The sequence below is a fragment of the Arthrobacter sp. Leaf234 genome (genome assembly GCF_001422665.1).
Taxonomy (GTDB): Bacteria; Actinomycetota; Actinomycetes; order Actinomycetales; family Micrococcaceae; genus Arthrobacter_D.
On record NZ_LMLU01000005.1, the window covers coordinates 537,674 to 556,437 of the forward strand.

The 18,764-nt window shown below is 70.7% G+C and carries 15 protein-coding genes; 7 read left to right on the forward strand and 8 right to left on the reverse strand.

Features of this window, described 5'->3' with window-relative positions; all coding sequences use genetic code 11:
- Window positions 1-17: 17 nt before the first annotated feature.
- The 3 genes from deoC to ASF21_RS10245 all read right to left on the reverse strand — a co-directional run bounded on the left by deoC (window position 18) and on the right by ASF21_RS10245 (window position 3,437).
- A complete protein-coding gene (gene deoC, locus ASF21_RS10235) occupies window positions 18-698 on the reverse strand; it encodes a deoxyribose-phosphate aldolase (protein ID WP_055770839.1) in 681 nt (226 codons plus the stop codon).
- 65 nt (window positions 699-763) lie between these two features.
- Entirely contained in the window at window positions 764-2,515 is a 1,752-nt protein-coding gene (locus ASF21_RS10240; RefSeq protein WP_055770344.1) for a phospho-sugar mutase, read from the reverse strand.
- A gap of 109 nt (window positions 2,516-2,624) precedes the next feature.
- Window positions 2,625-3,437, reverse strand: a complete 813-nt coding sequence (locus ASF21_RS10245) for a purine-nucleoside phosphorylase (RefSeq protein WP_055770347.1) — start codon at window positions 3,435-3,437, stop codon at window positions 2,625-2,627.
- Between the two features lie 95 nt (window positions 3,438-3,532).
- On the opposite strand from ASF21_RS10245, the gene ASF21_RS10250 reads away from it, so the two are divergent.
- From ASF21_RS10250 to ASF21_RS10265, 4 genes are all read left to right on the forward strand, one after another.
- Complete coding sequence (locus ASF21_RS10250) at window positions 3,533-4,951, forward strand: NAD(P)H-quinone dehydrogenase (RefSeq protein ID WP_157365843.1); 1,419 nt, start codon at window positions 3,533-3,535, stop codon at window positions 4,949-4,951.
- 181 nt (window positions 4,952-5,132) lie between these two features.
- Window positions 5,133-6,545 (forward strand): MFS transporter, encoded by a 1,413-nt coding sequence (locus tag ASF21_RS10255; RefSeq protein WP_055770354.1) that lies wholly within the window; start codon window positions 5,133-5,135, stop codon window positions 6,543-6,545.
- Window positions 6,546-6,761: 216 nt separating this feature from the next.
- A complete protein-coding gene (locus ASF21_RS10260) occupies window positions 6,762-8,327 on the forward strand; it encodes a serine/threonine-protein kinase (RefSeq protein WP_055770357.1) in 1,566 nt (521 codons plus the stop codon).
- Complete coding sequence (locus ASF21_RS10265; RefSeq protein ID WP_055770359.1) at window positions 8,327-9,016, forward strand: hypothetical protein; 690 nt, start codon at window positions 8,327-8,329, stop codon at window positions 9,014-9,016. Before ASF21_RS10260 ends, ASF21_RS10265 begins: the two co-directional genes overlap by 1 nt.
- 19 nt (window positions 9,017-9,035) lie before the next feature.
- Here ASF21_RS10265 and ASF21_RS10270 read toward each other — a convergent pair whose 3' ends face one another.
- From ASF21_RS10270 to ASF21_RS10290, 5 genes are all read right to left on the reverse strand, one after another.
- Window positions 9,036-10,793: an acetyl/propionyl/methylcrotonyl-CoA carboxylase subunit alpha gene (locus ASF21_RS10270; RefSeq protein WP_235498889.1), complete on the reverse strand. Its 1,758-nt coding sequence runs from the start codon at window positions 10,791-10,793 to the stop codon at window positions 9,036-9,038.
- A gap of 195 nt (window positions 10,794-10,988) precedes the next feature.
- Complete coding sequence (locus ASF21_RS10275; protein WP_055770364.1) at window positions 10,989-11,621, reverse strand: Maf family protein; 633 nt, start codon at window positions 11,619-11,621, stop codon at window positions 10,989-10,991.
- A gap of 94 nt (window positions 11,622-11,715) precedes the next feature.
- Window positions 11,716-12,276 (reverse strand): hypothetical protein, encoded by a 561-nt coding sequence (locus ASF21_RS10280; protein ID WP_055770367.1) that lies wholly within the window; start codon window positions 12,274-12,276, stop codon window positions 11,716-11,718.
- Window positions 12,277-12,443: 167 nt separating this feature from the next.
- On the reverse strand, window positions 12,444-13,862 hold the full coding sequence (locus ASF21_RS10285; protein ID WP_055770370.1) for a dicarboxylate/amino acid:cation symporter: 1,419 nt from the start codon (window positions 13,860-13,862) through the stop codon (window positions 12,444-12,446).
- A gap of 155 nt (window positions 13,863-14,017) precedes the next feature.
- Window positions 14,018-15,727, reverse strand: a complete 1,710-nt coding sequence (locus ASF21_RS10290; protein WP_055770373.1) for a DUF885 domain-containing protein — start codon at window positions 15,725-15,727, stop codon at window positions 14,018-14,020.
- A 254-nt stretch (window positions 15,728-15,981) separates the two neighbouring features.
- Here ASF21_RS10290 and ASF21_RS10295 point away from each other — a divergent pair, with 254 nt between their 5' ends.
- From ASF21_RS10295 to ASF21_RS10305, 3 genes are read left to right on the forward strand one after another with little or no spacing between them, the layout of a single operon-like run.
- On the forward strand, window positions 15,982-17,025 hold the full coding sequence (locus ASF21_RS10295; RefSeq protein WP_055770376.1) for a glycosyltransferase: 1,044 nt from the start codon (window positions 15,982-15,984) through the stop codon (window positions 17,023-17,025).
- A complete protein-coding gene (locus tag ASF21_RS10300) occupies window positions 17,022-18,005 on the forward strand; it encodes a glycosyltransferase family 2 protein (protein WP_055770379.1) in 984 nt (327 codons plus the stop codon). The genes ASF21_RS10295 and ASF21_RS10300 overlap by 4 nt, the downstream gene beginning before the upstream one ends.
- Window positions 18,002-18,739 (forward strand): polysaccharide deacetylase family protein, encoded by a 738-nt coding sequence (locus ASF21_RS10305; RefSeq protein WP_162237535.1) that lies wholly within the window; start codon window positions 18,002-18,004, stop codon window positions 18,737-18,739. Before ASF21_RS10300 ends, ASF21_RS10305 begins: the two co-directional genes overlap by 4 nt.
- The last annotated feature ends 25 nt before the right edge of the window (window positions 18,740-18,764 follow it).

Consider the following 18,764-nt stretch of genomic DNA (forward strand, 5'->3'; position numbering starts at 1 on the left):
TCCTGGCTGGTTCGCCGTCAGTAGCCTGCGGCGCCCTGTTCTCCCTTAACGATAGCGACTCCCGAGCTCGCTCCGATACGGGTTGCGCCGGCGCCGATCATCGCGCGGGCGTCCTCGAGCGAGCGGACCCCGCCCGAGGCCTTGACGCCGAGGTCCGGGCCGACCGTCCTCCGCATGAGGGCGATGTCCTCGACGGTCGCCCCGCCGCCGTTGAACCCGGTGGAGGTCTTCACGAAATCCGCTCCTGCCTCGACGGCCGCTTCGCAGGCCAGCACCTTCTGCTCGTCCGACAGCAGGGCGGTCTCGATGATGACCTTGAGGATGGCACCGTTCTCGTGCACGGCGTCCGCGACGGCCCGGATGTCCTGGACCAGGACGTCGCGTTCACCGGCCCGTGCAGCGGCAATGTCGATGACCATGTCGATCTCGTCGGCGCCGTCGGCCACGGCGCCGCGCGCCTCGACGACCTTGACCTCGGTGGTGCTGGCCCCGAGGGGGAACCCGATGACCGAACAGGTGAGGACGCCGGTGTCCTTCACCGCGGTGCGGACGGTACTGACCCAGAGCGGATTGACGCAGACGGACTTGAAGGAGTACTCGACCGCTTCCCGGCAGACGGTGAGGATCTGCTCACGGCTGGCTTCGGGCTTGAGCAGGGTGTGGTCGATGAAGGACGCGAGGGAGGCATCGGTAGACATGGCGTCCATCCTTCCATGCCGCCGCCCGTACCGCGGACGGCTGCCGCCCCCGCGGCAGGAGGGGTTCAGAGCCCGAGCGCCTCGCCGACGTCCCGGCGTACGGCCTGCAGCCGGAGGCGGGCCGCCTCCTTGGCGGCGGAGAGCTCGGCCGCAGAGCCGACCGGCTCGACGACCTCGAGGTAGCACTTGAGTTTCGGTTCGGTGCCGCTCGGCCGGATGATCACGCGCGTCTCGTCCTGCGTGACGTAGAGCAGCCCGTCGGTGGGAGGCAGGTGGGCCGAGCCCTGCGCGAGATCCTCGGCCGTGGTCACCGGCGAGTCGGCGAAGGACGACGGCGGGTTCTCGCGCAGCCGGTTCATCATGGCCCCCAGCAGTCCGAGGCTGCCGACGCGGACGGACAGCTGGTCCGAGGCATGCAGGCCGTGCACCAGGAAGGCGTCGTCGAGCAGGTCGAAGAGCGTGCGGCCGTCGGCCTTGGTGGCCGCGGCGAGTTCGGCGAGGAGGAGGCCGGCGGAGATGCCGTCCTTGTCCCGGACGAGCTCGGGAGCCACGCAGTAGCCCAGCGCTTCCTCGTAGCCGAAGGAGAGCCCGTGCACGCGCGCGATCCACTTGAAGCCGGTCAGCGTCTGGACATGATCGATCCCCGAGACGGCGGCGATCCGCCCGAGCAGGCGGGAGGACACGATCGAGTTCGCGAAGACCCCGCGTGCGCTGGCTCCTGCCGACGGGGTGTCCCGTCCACCCGAGCCGAGGCGGGCGGCGAGATGCAGGCCGAGCAGGGAGCCCACCTCGTCACCGCGGAGCATGCGCCAGACACCGGTGGACGGTTCCCGGGCGGCGAGGGCCACGCGGTCGGCATCGGGGTCGTTGGCGATCACGAGGTCCGCTCCGGTCTCCTGGGCCAAGGCGAGGGCGAGATCAAGTGCGCCCGGCTCCTCGGGGTTCGGAAAGGCGACGGTGGGGAAGTCCGGGTCCGGCTCGGCCTGGCGCCGGACGACGGTGACGTCGTCGAAGCCGGCTTCCGACAGGACGGCCTGCGCCGTGCGTCCACCCACGCCGTGCAGCGGCGTGAGGACGATCCTGAGCCCGCGCGCCGTCGACGCCGGATCGGCGAGGGCCGCGACGGCGGAGACGTAGTCGGCCTCGATGCTTCCGGGCAGGACGGTCCAGCCCTCCGGGGCCAGGACGATGTCCGAGAGCGCGCCGGCGGCGTCGATGTGCGCGGCGATACCCGAGTCGTGCGGTGCCACGATCTGGACGCCCCGGGCGTCCTCCTCCACGGCGCGTCCGCCGAGGTACACCTTGTAGCCGTTGTCCTGCGGCGGGTTGTGGCTCGCTGTGACCATGATGCCGACCTCGCAGGCCAGCGTGCGGATCGCGTACGCGAGCACCGGTGTCGGCAGCTCGGTCGGCATGAGGAAGGTCTCGATCCCGGCGGCTGTGAGGATCGCCGCCGATTCCTCGGCGAACACCCTGGAGTTGTGCCGGGCGTCGAAGCCGACGACGGCGCGCGGGACGTAGGCGCCGGCCGCGAGGTCGAGGACGTGGGCGGCGACACCCGCGGCTGCACGGCGCACCACGACCCGGTTCATCCGGTTCGGACCCGCGCCGAGTGCTGCGCGCAGTCCGGCCGTGCCGAAGGCGAGCGGACCGGAGAAGCGGTCACGCAGATCCTGTTCCGCGGCTGCCGCCGGCGCTCCGCCGTCCCGAACCCGCCCCACGAGGGTCCGAAGTTCGTCAGCCGTCCTCGGATCGGGGTCGGCGGCGGCCCAGTCGTCGGCCGTGCTGAGGAGGGTGTCCAGTTCCGGGGTGGTCATGCGGGTCCCTAACGGTGGATCGTCGACGGCGGCCGGACGGGCACCGGTCGTGCTGCGGTGGTCCGGCCGCCGAGCCCTCCAGCGGGGTGGGCGGGCGGACGGAAAGCGGTCAGATGGTCGCGACGATGTCGGCGAGCAGGCGCGAGATCCGCGGGCCGGCCGCCTGGCCCGCTTCGAGGACCTCGGTGTGGCTGAGGGGGACGGGGCTGATGCCGGCGGCGAGGTTCGTGACCAGCGAGATGCCGAAGACCTCCATGCCGGCATGACGTGCTGCGATGGCCTCGAGGGCCGTGGACATGCCCACGAGATCGGCGCCGATGCGCTGGGCGTACTGCACCTCGGCCGGGGTCTCGTAGTGCGGTCCGGTGAACTGTGCGTAGACCCCCTCGTCCAGCGTCGGGTCCACGGTGCGGGCGAGGGCGCGCAGCCGGGTCGAGTAGAGGTCCGTGAGGTCCACGAAGGTGGCTCCCTCGAGGGGCGACGACGCCGTGAGGTTGATGTGGTCGCTGATCAGGACGGGGGTGCCGGGCTGCCACTGCTCCTGCAGCCCGCCGCAGCCGTTCGTCAGGATCATCGTCGTCGCACCCGTCGCCGCTGCCGTCCGCACGCCGTGGACGACGGCGCGGACGCCCTTGCCCTCGTAGTAGTGGGTGCGCGCGCCCAGGACCAGGGCCCGCTTGCCGTTGGGGGTCAGGATGGAGCGGATGGTGCCGGTGTGGCCCACCACGGCGGGGGCGGAGAAGCCGGGGATGTCCGCGGCGTCCAGCGTGTGGGTGGTCTCGCCGATGAGCTCGGCCGCCTCGCCCCAGCCGGAGCCGAGGACGAGGGCCGTGTCATGCCGGTCGATGCCGGTTGCTCGGGCGATGTGGCCGGCAGCGTCGCGGGCCAGGTCGAAAGGGTCGGGGGAGGAGTCGGAAGTCACCGCTACAACTTACCCTCTGCCCATCCGCCGCACCCACAGGCACAGGGTGTCGCGGCCGGGTGGCACACGGTTCGCTGTTCCGACGTGTCGGTGGCATGCGCGATGATGGACGCGTGACCAATCAACTCGATCTCAGCTCACTGCGCCTGGCGATCCTGGGCGGCGGACCCGGCGGTTACGAAGCCGCGATGGTGGCGTCCTCGCTCGGCGCCCAGGTGACCATCGTCGAGAGCCAGGGACTCGGTGGTTCCGCTGTCCTGACGGACGTGGTCCCGTCGAAGACGCTCATCGCGACGGCCGACACCATGACGCGTTTCACGGACGCGAGCGGGCTCGGTGTGCGCTTCTCCGCCGACAGCGCGGTCTCGGCGGACCTCGACAAGGTCAACCAGCGCCTGCTCAAGCTCGCGGTCGAGCAGTCCTCGGACATCCGCGCAACGCTCGAGCGCCTCGGCGTGCGCGTCATCATCGGCACAGGGAAGCTGCTGGACAACCACCGCCTCGAGGTGGAGTCGGAGGGAGACACCCTGATCGTCGAGGCCGACGCCGTCCTCCTCGCGGTCGGCGCGACGCCCCGTGAGCTCCCCAGCGCCATGCCCGACGGCGAGCGCATCTTCAACTGGACCCAGCTCTACAACCTCCGCGAGATCCCCGAGCACCTCATCGTCGTGGGTTCGGGCGTCACCGGGGCCGAGTTCGCCAGCGCCTACAACGGCCTCGGGTCGAAGGTCACCCTCATCTCGAGCCGAGACCGCGTGCTGCCCGGCGAGGACGCGGACGCCGCGGAGGTCCTCGAGGGGGTCTTCAAGGACCGCGGCATGACCGTCCTCTCGCAGTCGCGGGCCAACGCCGTCGACAGGACGGAGAACGGCGTGGTGGTCCACCTCGCGGACGGCCGGACGGTCGAGGGAAGCCACTGCCTCGTGGCGGTCGGGGCCGTGCCGCGGACGGCCGGTATCGGGCTCGACGAGGCGGGTGTGGCCGTCAGCGAGTCCGGACACATCCAGGTGGACGGCGTCTCTCGCACCACGGCACCCAACGTCTATGCGGCAGGGGACTGCACGGGCGTGTTCGCCCTGGCGTCGGTCGCAGCGATGCAGGGCCGGATCGCCATCGCCCACCTCATGGGTGATTCGGTCAGTCCGATCAAGCTGAAGCAGGTCGCATCGAACATCTTCACCTCACCCGAGATCGCCACGGTCGGCGTGACGGAGGAGGACATCGCCTCGGGTCGGTACCAGGGTGACGTCGTGAAGCTGTCCCTGCACACCAACGCCCGGGCGAAGATGATGAACGTCAAGGACGGGTTCGTGAAGGTGATCTCCCGCAAGGGCTCGGGAACGGTGATCGGCGGTGTCGTCGTCGGGCCCCGTGCCTCGGAGCTGATCTTCCCGCTGGCGCTCGCCGTGACGAAGAAGCTGCATGTGGACGACGTCGCCAATACCTTCACGGTCTACCCGTCGCTCACGGGGTCGATCTCGGAGGCCGCGCGCAGGCTGCACGTCCGCATCTAGGGCGGGCGGCGGCGGGATCGGAGCGCCCGGAAGAGTTCCCATGGTCCAGAGTGTGGACACGCTTATCCAGCAGGTGGACACTGGTGGTCTGATATCCGGGTACTCCTGAAGCACGGGCTCCGGGCTGCGCCGCTCCTCGGGGTGCCTGCGGTCCGGTGTCCAGCCCGAGAAAGCCGACTCCATGACCTCCTCCACAGCCGCTGACCGAAGCGGAACCACGAAGCCCCTGAACTCCCGGGGGCGGGTGATCTTCGCCAGCCTCATCGGCACCACCATCGAGTTCTACGACTTCTACATCTATGCGACGGCCGCCGTCCTGGTGTTCCCGGCCCTGTTCTTCCCGAACCAGACGTCGGCGAACCAGCTGCTCAGCTCCTTCGCCGTCTTCGGCGTCGCGTTCGTCGCCCGGCCCCTCGGCTCCATCCTCTTCGGGCACTTCGGTGACAAGATCGGCAGGAAGGCGACGCTGGTCGCCTCGCTGCTGACCATGGGCATAGCGACCTTCCTCATCGGTGTGCTGCCGACCGCCGAGGGCGCGGGCTGGATCTTCTGGGCGCCGTTCCTGCTCGTGGTGCTCCGCTTCCTCCAGGGTCTGGCGCTCGGTGGCGAGTGGAGCGGTGCCGCCCTCCTGGCCACGGAGAACGCACCCGAGGGCAAGCGGGCCATCTTCGGGACCTTCCCGCAGCTGGGTGCACCGATCGGCTTCATCCTCGCCAACCTGCTGTTCGTGCTGCTGAGCACCACGCTCTCGGCGGAGGACTTCATGGCCTGGGGCTGGCGCGTGCCGTTCCTGCTGAGTGCTGTCATGGTGATCATCGGCCTGTACGTCCGGTTGAAGCTCATCGAGAGCGCCTCGTTCCAGAAGGTCCAGACCGAGGGCAAGGTGGTCAAGCTCCCGCTCGGCACCGTGTTCCGCTCCCACTGGCGTCCGCTCCTGCTCGGCACCTTCATCATGTTCGCCACCTACGTGCTCTTCTACTTCATGACTGCCTTCACGCTGACCTACGGGACGGCGCCGTCCTCGCTCGAGCAGGCGCAGGCCCGCGCCGAGGCCGCCGGCAAGACACTGACGCAGGCGCAGATCGACTCCTTCGTGCCCGGCCTCGGCATGAGCCGGCCGGACTTCCTGTGGATGCTGATCATCGGTGTGGTGTTCTTCGGGATCTTCACCATCATCTCCGGCCCGCTGGCCGAGCGCTTCGGCCGCCGGAAGATGCTGCTCGCCACCACCGTGGGCATCGGGGTCTTCGGACTGCTCTGGGCGCCGCTGTTCGCCGCGGGCACGGCGGGCGCCATGGTGCTGCTGATCGTCGGCTTCACCCTCATGGGCCTCACCTTCGGGCCGATGGCCGCCGTCCTTCCCGAGCTGTTCCCTGCCAACGTCCGCTACACGGGCTCCGCCGTCGCCTACAACGTCTCGAGCATGATCGGTGCAGCACCCGCCTCGTTCATCGCCGTGGCACTCTGGCAGGCCGCGGGCGGCAGCACCGTACTCGTCGGCGCCTACCTCAGCGTGGCCGCCGTGGCCACGTTCATCGCCCTCTTCGTCTCCCGCGAGACCCGCGACCACGACTACGAGAACAACGTCGCCTAGCTCGCACCGCATCACCCGACGGCGCCGCACCCACCAGGGTGCGGCGCCGTCGTCGTTCCGGGCTCGTGAGCCGACGGGTCGGCTTGCCCGGGGTGGCTGTGCTTGCGCGCCGCCGCCACGGCCCCCCTACACTGGAAGCACAGCAGGCTTAGCACCTGCCCGGACGCAGCCGCTGCTCGCCCGGAGGCGGAAGACGGGGTAGTAGGAACGGGCGACATGGAACAGCAGGCTCTGGCCGGGAGGTACGCGCTGGGTAAGCGCGTCGGCACCGGCGGCATGGCGGAGGTCTTCACGGCCCGGGACACCCGCCTCGGGCGGGACGTGGCCGTCAAACTGTTCAGGCCCGGCACCGCCGACGGCCTGGAACGCGGATCAGCGGAGGCGCGCATGCTGGCGCGACTCGATCACCCCGGGCTGGTGCGGGTCCTCGACATGGACAACGGTGAGGACGCGCAGGACGGCGCCTACCTCGTGATGGAACTCGTGGACGGCCCGGATCTCGGCGTCCGGCTCCGGACCTCCGGACCGCTCGGCCGCGAGGAGGTCCGGACAATGGCCCTCGATCTTGCCCGGACGCTGCAGTACATCCACGGCCAGGGCATCGTGCACCGCGACCTGAAACCCTCCAACATCCTGACGCGCGAGGCGGATCCCCACAGCGGGCTCTTCGGCTATCTGCTCACGGATTTCGGGATCGCCCGGTTCTTCGACGGAGGCCGTATGACGGCGACCGGGCAGGTCATCGGCAGCGCCGCCTACTTCAGCCCGGAACAGGCACGGGGCGACGGCGTGGGCCGGCCCTCGGACATCTACTCACTGGGGCTGGTGCTGATCGAGGCCCTCACGGGTGAACGTGCCTTTCCCGGCACCGGTATCGAGAGCGCCCTGGCCCGGCTCCACCGGAGCCCGTCCATCCCGCACGCCGCAGGGCCCGCCCTCTCGGCCCTGCTCATCTCGATGGCCCTGGACGACCCCGACGATCGACCGGACGCCGCAGGCGTCGTCCGTGCCCTCACCGTCATGGGCCCGCAGCGCGGAGCCGACGCGAGCGGCGCGTCGAGGGGGCCCGCCGGCACGTCGTCGACCGAGGTGCCGGCTGCTGCCTGGACGGCGCCCGGTCCCCGGGGCGCGGCCTCGCCGGAGCCGCGCACCGCGGCGATGCCCGTTGCCGCCGGGCCATCCGCGTCGCTCGACCCGCACACTGCGGTCCTCCCTCCCGCCGCCGAGCGCGCGCCGTCACCCGATGCACGCACGGCGGCCGTGCCCGCGGCCGTCGAGTCCCCGTCGTCGACCCATCCACGCACGGCGGTCCTGCCTGCCCCCGAGCTACCGTCGCCGTCGCCCCTGCCGTCGACGGCGGTCCCGGCACGGCCTGCACCTGCGGTGACAGCATTACCGGCGCCGTCGGACCGCGTCACGGACAGCGTCTCGGGCCTGCGTCGCGTCGGCGCTGCGGAGCGCCCCTGGAGTGACCGTGCCCCGGACACTGCGCAGCAGGCGCAGGGGGTTGCCCCGACCAGGGTGTCGGACGCCGTGGACCAGGACCACCCCGACGGCGCGGGCGAGACCCGGGATCCGCGTCCATCGTCCCGTCCCGTCCTTCGTCGCTCCGCCCTGCCGTGGGTCCTGGCTCTCCTCGCCGTGCTGGCCCTGGCGGCCGCAGGCCTCTGGATCATGATGACGATGACCGCGGACGGCTCCCCGCCCGGGATCGAGCCCCTGCCGGCGGTGCCGGGCGAACCGGGCGAGCGGCTCCAGGAACTCTACGAAAGCGTGCAGTGATGACCCGGTACAGGATCGGCGTCCTTCCGGTGCTCGCCGCTGCGGCACTGCTCCTCGGCGGGTGCGGCGCCGAGCCGATCGATCCCGCGACGGCGGGGGACCTCCAGGCGGAGGTGCGCACCATCGCTGCCACCGCAGCCGGAGGCGACAGCACCGGGGCGATCGCCCTGGCCGAACGCCTCCGGGCGGAAGTGGACGGCGCCCGCGACGCGGGAACGGTGAACGAGGACCGTGCCTCGCTCATCGGCATGCACATCGATGCCGTGATCGCCTCCCTCCGGGCCGCGGAGGAGCCGGCCGACGGTGCTCCCGCGGGGACCCCGGCGCCCGAGCCGGCCCCGACACAGACCTCGGGCCCTCCGGCGCCGGCAGGGACGACTCCGGCCCCGGCGGACCCGGCACCGGAGTCGCCGGTCCCGGCTCCGGTCTCGGAGGCACCGGCGGCACCTACACCCGGCGAGACGGACGAGAACGAAGCCGAGGAGAACGAACCGGACGAGGACGCGGGGGACGGGGGAGCGGTTGATCAGGGGGCAGTGACGCCGGGTGACGGCGGGCAGGGGGCTGACAAGGCCGCCGAGCAGCAGCGGAAGGCCGAGGAGAAGGCCGCCGAGCAGGCCAGGAAGGAGGCCGAGAGGGCCGCCGACAAAGCTGCGGACGAAGCCCGGGGCAAGGGTAACGGCGGCTGACGGTCCGGGACGGACCGGCTCAATCGCCGATGGTGGCGATCACCGATCCCGCCGAGACGGTGTCCCCGGGTGCCGCGGTGAGACCGGACAGGGTTCCGGACTTGTGGGCGGTCAGGGGTTGCTCCATCTTCATGGCCTCGAGCACGACGATCAGGTCACCCTCACGCACCGCATCGCCGTCGCTGGCGGCGACCTTCACGATCGTCCCCTGCATGGGCGAGGTCAGCTCGTCCCCGCTGACGGCCGTCTTCCCGGCCCGGGCACGGGCGGACTTCTTCGACTTGGCCGGCGTGCCGGTCCGGCCGTTCGGGGATGCTCCGAGGCCGGCAGGAAGGACCACGTCGAGGCGGCGGCCGCCGACCTCGACGGTGACGCGCTGGCGGGTGTCCTCCTCCGGCGTCGGCTCCGCCGGGCCGGTCCACGGCTCGATGGTGTTGGCGAAGCCGGTCTCGATCCAGCGGGTGTGCACGGAGAACGGCCCGCTCTCCGGGGCGAAGGCCGGATCGGCGACGACCGCGGCGTGGAAGGGGAGCACGGTCGGCATGCCCTCGATCACCATCTCACCGATGGCCCGCCGCGCGCGCTGGAGCGCCTGTTCGCGGGTGGCGCCGGTGACGATCAGCTTGGCCAGCATGGAGTCGAAGTTGCCACCGATGACCTCTCCGGCCTCGATCCCGGAATCCACGCGGACACCCGGTCCGCTCGGGAGCGTGAACGTCTGGACCGTGCCCGGAGCGGGCATGAAGCCACGGCCGGCGTCCTCCCCGTTGATCCGGAACTCGAAGGAGTGGCCGCGGACAGCCGGATCCCCGTATCCGAGTTCCTCGCCGCGGGCGATCCTGAACTGTTCCCGCACGAGGTCGAGCCCGGTGACCTCCTCCGAGACGGGGTGCTCCACCTGCAGGCGGGTGTTGACCTCGAGGAAGGAGATGGTGCCGTCCTGTCCCACGAGGAACTCGCAGGTGCCGGCACCCTGGTAGCCCGCCGCACGGAGGATGGCCTTGGACGCCTCGTACAGCCGGGTGTTCTGCTCAGCAGACAGGAACGGAGCCGGCGCCTCCTCGACGAGCTTCTGGTTGCGGCGCTGGAGTGAGCAGTCACGCGTCGAGACGACGACGACCGAGCCGTACGCGTCGGCGAGGCACTGCGTCTCGACGTGCCGGGGTGCGTCGAGGAAACGCTCCACGAAGCACTCGCCGCGGCCGAAGGCCGCCGTCGCCTCGCGGACCGCGGACTCGAACAGTTCGGGAATCTCCTCGTGGCTGCGCACCACCTTGATGCCACGTCCGCCGCCGCCGAAGGCCGCCTTGATGGCCAGGGGCAGCCCGAACTCCTGCGCGAAGTCGACGACCTCCTGCACGGATTCGACCGGGTCCTTGGTCCCCGGGACCAGGGGGGCGCCCACACGCTCGGCGATGTGCCGGGCCTGCACCTTGTCGCCGAGCTGCGAGATGGACTCGGGCGACGGCCCGATCCAGGTGATCCCGGCGTCGATCACGCGCTGCGCGAACTCGGCGTTCTCGGAGAGGAAGCCGTACCCGGGATGGATGGCGTCGGCCCCGCTGCGCCGCGCGGCGTCGAGGATGCTGTCCATGACGAGGTACGACTCCGCCGCGGTCTCGCCGCCCAGAGCGAAGGCCTCGTCGGCCATCCGGACGTGGAGGGCGTCCCGATCCGGATCGGCGTAGACGGCGACCGAGGCGAGGCCCTCGTCCCGTGCCGCCCGGATCACGCGCACGGCGATCTCCCCGCGGTTTGCCACCAGCACCTTCGTCATGGGCCTGAGTTCCCGCGAGCGACCGGCGGGGCTGCTCGGGGTACCGGTGTCGGACGACTCGGACGGGGCTGCGGGGGACTGGCTCATGGGGGATTGAACTCCTTCTTCTCAGATCGGAGCCTAGCCCGCCTTTGTCGCTTCTGCCCATGGATCGTGGTCCGAGGGAGTGTTGTGTGCCGATCCTTTGTAGGGAACCTACAACGCCGGCGCGTCGCCCCACAAAGCGGTGATGGGCACCCCGGCAGAGTGGAGCAACGCTCGCAGGGTGGAGATGCTGAGCCCGACGACGGCGTGCGGGTCCCCGTCGATGCGGTCGATGAACGCACCGCCGAGGCCGTCGAGGGTGAAGGATCCCGCGCACTGCAGCGGTTCCCCGCTGGCCACGTACCGCCGCACCTCGTCGTCGGTCATGGCCCCGAAGTACACCGTTGCCGAGGACACTGCGCCGATGGTCGCACCCGAACCGCCGTCACGCGTGTCCACGAGCCAGTGGCCCGTGTGGAGGACGCCCGACCGTCCGCGCATGCGGCTGATGCGCTCGATGGCCACGGCGGACTCGTAGGGCTTGCCGTGGGCCTCGCCGTCGAACTCGAAGACGGAATCGCAGCCGATCACCAGTGAGCCATCGGCGTCGGGCAGTGACGCGACCGCCTCCGCCTTGGCGCGAGCGAGGAGCAGTGATGTGTCGTGCGGGTCGAGCTCGCCGTAGGCGGCGACGACGGCGGGTTCGTCGACGTCCGAGACGAGGACGCGGTGCTCGATGCCCGCCTCGGCGAGGAGCTTGGTGCGGGCAGGCGATCTGGAGGCGAGGATCAGGCGTGCGGTCATGCCCCAAGCCTAGGGCCGGGGACGCCGGGGCCGGTCGCCGTCCAGGCCGGGGCCCGGTCCCGGAGCGACGGCGCGCCGGGACCGGTAGAAATCCTCACCACTGGTGTGCGACGTCGACCACCACCCTCGAACCGGTGCCCGGGCCGGGCAGGACCATGACACGGACGGGAAGGCGCGCCCGCACACCGAGGCCGAGCGTCGTCCGGCCCTCGTAGCTGCCGGCGAGGGCCACCTGGCGGAACGTGGAGTAGCCCGCCACGTCCGTGAGCTCCGTCCGGTTCGCCGGTGAGTAGGTGGCCCGTCCTGCGGCGTCGTAGGCCGGCGCGCGGACCGTGAGGGAGATGCGTGCACCACCCCTGAGGGGGACGGTGGCGCCCGAGCCCGGCTGGGCCACCTGGTCCACGTAGGCCACGCGGTACCCGGAGACGGGGCCGCGGGCATCGATGACGAGCCGGTCGAAGCACGTGTGCCGGCCGGAGCGCACGTCGGTGATGGGAGCGGAGGAGGAGGTGGGGGCGGTCTTGGCCGTCGAGCCCCACGTGATGCCGCAGTATGCGGCGGATGCCGGCGGCGCCCCCGCGAGGCCGAGGCCTGCGGTCAGGGCGAGGACGGCGAGTGCGGCGGGGATCTTCCCCGTCGTGCGCGATCGGTTCATGGCGCACCACCTTGTCGAGCTGGATAGGTGAGTCCATGGTCCGCCTACCGGGAAGGGAAAGCGCCGCTGTGCCGTCGAACGGCGCCGAATCGTTAGCGGGGAACGGCTGCGGCCCGCCCCGGTGGTCGGGGCGGGCCGCAGTCAGCGACCGGAGGGGGTATCCGCGGTCAGCGGGCCACCGAGATGCCGTCGTTCGTGGCGGAGGCGGCGGTCTCCACGTCGACCTCGTCGATCGTGCTGTCATCGGCGAATGGATCACCGTTGCGCTGCGCGTTGTAGAGACGGGTGTCCAGGATGCCCTCCCGCTTGGCGACGATCGTGGGGATGAGGGCCTGGCCCGCGACGTTGACCGCGGTACGCCCCATGTCGAGGATCGGGTCGACGGCGAGGAGCAGGCCGACGCCGGCGAGGGGGAGTCCCAGGGTGGAGAGCGTGAGGGTCAGCATGACGACTGCGCCCGTGGTCCCGGCGGTCGCGGCCGAGCCGAGGACCGACACGAGCGCGATCAGCAGGTACTGCGTGAGCGTCAGGTCGATGCCGAAGAACTGGGCCACGAAGATCGCCGAGATGGCGGGGTAGATGGCCGCGCAGCCATCCATCTTCGTCGTCGCACCGAGGGGGACGGCGAAGGACGCATAGGCGCGGGGAACGCCCAGGTTCCGCTCCGCCACACGCTGGGTCAGCGGGAGGGTGCCCACCGAGGAGCGCGACACGAAGGCGAGCTGGATCGCCGGCCACGCGCCGGAGAAGTACTGGCGGACGGACAGCCCGTGGGTCTTGACCAGCACCGGGTACACGGCGAACAGCACGAGGGCCAGGCCCACGTAGATGGCGAGGGTGAACTTGCCGAGCGAGCCGATGGTGTCCCAGCCGTAGACCGCGACCGCGTTGCCGATGAGCCCCACCGTGCCGAGCGGTGCGATGCGGATGATCCACCAGAGCACCTTCTGGATGACGGCGAGGGCGGACGCGTTGAAGGTCAGGAAGGGCTCGGCCTGCTTGCCGACCTTGAGCGCGGCGATACCGACGGCGATGGCGACCACCAGCACCTGCAGGACGTTGAAGTTCAGCGCCGTGGTGACCGAGCCCGATTCGGCGACACTGGAGGATGCCTGCAGTCCGAGGAAGTTCGCCGGGATGAGCCCGGTGAGGAACGCCCACCAGCTGCCGGTGGTCCCCGTGTACTCGTCCGGCTGGGTGGCGCCCGTGCCGGCTCCCGGCTGGAAGACGACTCCCAGCGCGATCCCGATGACCACGGAGATGAGGGCCGTGATGGCGAACCACAGCAGGGTCTGGCCGGCGAGGCGCGCGGCGTTGTTCACCGCACGCAGGTTGGCGATCGAGCTGACCACGGCGGTGAAGATGAGGGGGACGACGGCGGCGCGCAGCAGGGCCACGTAGCTCGAGCCGAGGGTGGCGAGCGTGGTGCCGAGTCCGTTGGGCGTCTCGGCCGTGTGGCCGGTGTTCTTCGCGAGGAGGCCGAGGGCCAGGCCGACGACGAGGGCGGCGATGATCTGCGGACCGAACGAGGTCACCCAGCGGGGCAACGGTCGCCGCGTGGGCACGGAGGTGGTTTCAGTAGACACGCCGGAAACACTAGGGGTCGGCGTATACCGGGACGAAGTGCAGGTTGCGAAATGTTACGCACCGTCTATCCGCAGCGGGACGAGGCCCGACCGCCGGCCGCCGCCATAACGGGCGGGCGGGCCTGCAGGCCCGCCCGCGTGTGACGAAGCTCGCGCTATGCGACCAGCGCTCGCCGCAGGGTGTCGAGTCCCACCGAGCCCAGGTTGAGGGCCCGGGTGTGGAAGGCGCGGAGATCGAAGGAGTCGCCTTCGGCGTCGCGCACCTCGTCCCGGACCTGCTCCCAGAGGCGCTGGCCGATCTTGTAGGCGGGGGCCTGGCCGGGCCAGCCGAGGTAGCGGGTGAACTCGAAGGCCAGCTGTCCCTCGCTGATGGCGATGTTCTCCTTCAGGAAGGCGTACCCCTTGTCCGGCGTCCAGGTGCCCTCGCCCCATCGCTCCGGCATCTCGAGTTCGAGGTGCACGCCGATGTCGAACACCACCCGCGCCGCCCGCATGCGCTGCGCGTCGAGCATGCCGAGGCGGTCGCCGGGATCGGACAGGAAGCCGAGCTCCTGCATGAGGCGCTCCGCGTACAGCGCCCAGCCCTCGCCCTGGCCCGAGACCCAGATGGCGTTGCGGCGCCACGGGTTGAGCAGGGCCCGCTGGTAGGTGGCGGTCGCGATCTGGAGGTGGTGGCCCGGGACCCCCTCGTGGTAGACGGTGGTGGTCTCCTTCCAGGTCGTGAAGGAGTCCTCGCCCTCGGGTACCGACCACCACATCCGGCCCGGACGCGAGAAGTCGTCGCTCGGGCCGGTGTAGTAGATGCCGCCCTCCTTCGTGGGTGCGATCCTGCATTCGAGGCGCCGCATGATGTCCGGGATGTCGAAGTGCACGCCGGCCATCGCGTCCACGGCTCTGTCCGAGAGGGTCTGCATCCAGGCCTGCAGGGCGTCGGTGCCCTGGAGCTGCCGGGCCGGATCGGCGTCGAGGAGGTCCATCGCCTCGCGGATGGTCGCGCCCGCCCTGATCTCCTCGGCCACCGCCTCCTGTTCGGCGATGACGCGATCGAGCTCCTCGACACCCCATCGGTAGGTCTCCTCGAGGTCCACGGCCGAGCCGAGGAAGCGCCGGGACATCAGGGCGTAGTGTTCGCGGCCGACGGCGTCCTTCTCGGGGGCATCCGGGAGCAGGTCGTCCTGCAGGAAGGCGGCGAGGGTGCGGTAGGCGCCGCGGGCTGCACCGGCACCCGTTCGGAGCTGCTCCCGGAGGGACTCCGGCAGCGGGCCGTCGTCGGCCCGGTCCGTCGCGCCGAGGGCGTCGAAGAAGCCGCCGTCCTCCGCGTACTTCGTGGACTGCTCGATCACGATCTCGACCTGGCGGCGGGCGGCGACGAGCCCGCGCTCGCGGCCCGTGCGCAGTGACGAGACGTAGCCGTCGATGGCGGCAGGGACGGCGGACATCCGGCCCGCGATGTGGCCCCACTGCTCCGCGGTCGCGGTGGGCATGAGGTCGAAGATGGCGCGGATGCCCTGGGCCGGGCAGGCGATGTTGTTCAGCTCGGAGTAGTCCAGCCCGGCCTCGTGGATCTCGAGGTCGAGGCCGAGGCGTTCGCGCATGGCGTCGAGGGTCACGGCGTCCACGTCGTCCGACGGTGCGAGGTCCTCGAGCAGGCGGAGCGTGGTTCCGGCGGCCTCGGTGAGTGCCTCGATGCCGGCCGGTGAGTAGTCGCGGTACTCCGTCTCGCGACCCGGGAGTCCCAGTTCGGTGGCGAAGTCGGGCATGAGCTCCAGGAGGGTCTCGTAGTACGAGGTGGCCACGGCGTCGATGGCGGTGGACGGGCGGTCGGGCTGCTCGCCCGGGGCGGGGGCTGGGGTGGTGTGGGTCACGTTCCGAGCCTACTGCCGACCGGTTGCCGGAGGCCACCAAGCCCGGCGCGAATCACCGCACGCGGGTCCGAGGGGCGCGACCGACCGGCTCGGTGGGTCGGGGGCAGGTGGAGCGGCAGGGCCACCCACCTGTAGGTTTGCCTTGAGCAGCTGTCGGACCGCGCCGACGACAGCGAAGCCTTGGTCTGTGCGCGGTGGAGATCGTCGACGGCGTGTACGGGTTCACTCGCTGCCGGAACGGGGGAAGGTCCTGAATGAGCGGCACGTTGAGGGTACTGCAGGTGTTCCCTGCAGGCAGAAGCACCACGAACCCCTATCTGGTGATGCTGGCGGACGCGCTGCGGGGCCATGACGGCGTAGCGGTGAGCAACTTCACGTGGCGCTCCTCGCTGCTGTCCTCCTACGACGTCGTCCACCTGCACTGGCCCGAGAACCTGGGCTCGGGGCACAGTCCCCTGAAGCGGGTGGTGCGCCAGGTCCTCACCCTCCTCCTCGTCGCGAAGTGGCGCCTCAGCCGGACCGCCGTCGTGAGGACCCTGCACAATGTGCACCCGCCCACCGGCATCTCGCGGCGGGAGAGGGGCCTGCTCCGCCTGATCGATCGCGTGACCGACCATTTCATCATCCTGAACGTCCACACCCCGGTGACACGCGGCCGTCCGGCGACGCTCGTCCCGCACGGCCATTACCGCGAGTGGTTCGATCGTCATACCCGGTCAGAACTGGTGCCGGGGCAGTTCGGCTTCGCCGGGCTCATCCGCGGGTACAAGGGCGTCGAACAGCTTGTCACGGCGTTCCGGTCGGTGGGGCAACCGGGTACGTCGCTGCTGGTGGCAGGCAATCCCAGCTCGCCCGACCTTGCGAGAGATCTGCGGGAACTGGCGGGAGACGCCCGGAATATCCATTTCGACCTGCGATTCCTCCCGGACGAGGACCTCGTACGGGTGATCGGGACGTCCGAACTGGTGGTCCTGCCGTACCGGTTCATGCACAACTCGGGCGGTCTCCTCGCGGCCCTGTCCCTGGAGCGGCCGGTCCTGGTACCGCGCAACGAGGTGACCGCGGACATAGCCGTCGAGGTCGGCCCCGGGTGGGTGCACCACTTCGACGGCGACCTCAGTGCCCACGACCTCGAGTCGGCGCTGCGCAGCGTCCGGGACACACCGCCGACCGCTGCTCCGGACCTCGGCGCGCGCGAATGGCCCGAAGCGGGTTCGCTGCACGTCCAGGCCTATCGATCCGCGCTCGCGCTCGTCCGAGGACGCCGGGCGAGCGCGCGCGGGACCGGTACGCGATGAGGACGCGCCTCGACGTCGTCGTCGGAGTCCTGACCTTCAAGCGGCCCGCAGCGCTCGATCTCACGCTCGAACGGATCCTCGCCCAGGTGACGGAGCTCGATCAGGTCGGCGGTGTGGACGTCGGTGTCCGGGTCGTCGTCGTCGACAACGACCCCCAGGCCTCCGCTCGGGGCGTGGCCGAGAAGTACCCGTCCATCACCTACGTCGTCGAACCGGTCCCCGGTATCTCCGCCGGCCGCAACCGTGCGCTGGACGAGGCCGCCGACGGTGACGTGCTCGTCTTCATCGACGACGACGAGACACCGCTCGAGAAGTGGCTGTCGTCGCTGATCGAGACCTGGCAGTCGACCGGCGCTACCGCCGTCATGGGGCGCGTGGTCTCCGTCTTCGAGACGACGCTCGACCCCTGGATCGCAGCGGGAGGCTTCTTCGTGCGGCGCAGCATGCCGTCGGGAACGCCGATCACCGTTGCGGCAGCAGGCAACCTCCTGCTGGACCTGCACCAGATGAGCCGCATCGGTGCCCGGTTCGACCCTGCCATGGGGCTCACAGGAGGCGAGGACACCCTGCTGAGCCGGCACATCATCGAGGGTGGCGGAACGATCGTCTGGTGTGACGAGTCGGCCGCCCTCGACCACGTGCCCGCGTCGCGGACCACCAGGAAGTGGGTGCTGACCCGGGCCTGGAGCCATGGCAACACGGCGACCCTGGTGGACCTGAAGATGAGCGCAACCCCCGGCTCCCGTTCACGGGTGCGGGCGAAGGCCCTGGTGAAGGGGAGCACCCGGATTGCCGGCGGTACGGCTCGCTGCGCGTGGGGGGCGCTTCGCGGGAACCTGCGCGATCGCGCGCGCGGCCGTCGGGCGATCTACCGCGGTGCAGGCCTCATGTCAGGAGCCCTCGGCATCGCCTACCTCGAATACGCGCGGGGTTCGCGCTGGAAATGGCGGCGGGACGTGGAAAGCGGGTCCGGGTCGTGACCGCACTCGGTGCGGTGCGCGGGTCACTGCTGGCGACCGCCAAGCGGCACTCGGGAGTCATCGGATCCACGGTGGCCGTCTCCACAGTGGCCCCGGAGATCGTCCTCACGTTCGACGACGGGCCGGCGCCACCTGTCACCGAGCAGTTGTCCGCGGTCCTCGCCCACGCCGGAGCGACGGCGACGTTCTTCGTCCTCATGACGAGGGTCGCCGCGCACGCGTCCGTGCTGCAGGAGCTCGTGAAGCAGGGCCATGAGGTGGCCCTGCACGGAGTCGATCACCGGCGGATCACCGGTCGCCCGTACCGGGAGCTGACGGAGGAGTTCCGCCGCAGCAAGGGTGACCTCGAGGACATCACCGGGGTTGCCGTCCACTGGTTCAGGCCGCCCTACGGCGCCCAGGGATCGCGCGCCTGGCTTGCTGCGCGCAGGAGCGGACTCGAGCCCGTGATGTGGAACCGCAGTACTCGCGATTCGGCGCACGTCGATGATGCGGAACGCTTCAGGGCCGCGACGGCCGGAGCGCGCGCGGGCGACATCCTTCTGGCTCATGACGGATTCGCCGCGCTCCAGGACGGGGTGGACGACGGTCCCGAACCCCACCTCGACCGGTCCGATCTGCTGGCTCGGGTGCTCGGCGAGTACCAGCGCCTCGGTCTCGCGGGCCGCTCGATGAGCGATGCCCTCCTGCAGGGCACCCCCGTACGTCGAGCATGGTTCAGTGCAGCTCTCTGACCCGGACTCCACACCTGAAAGGCCG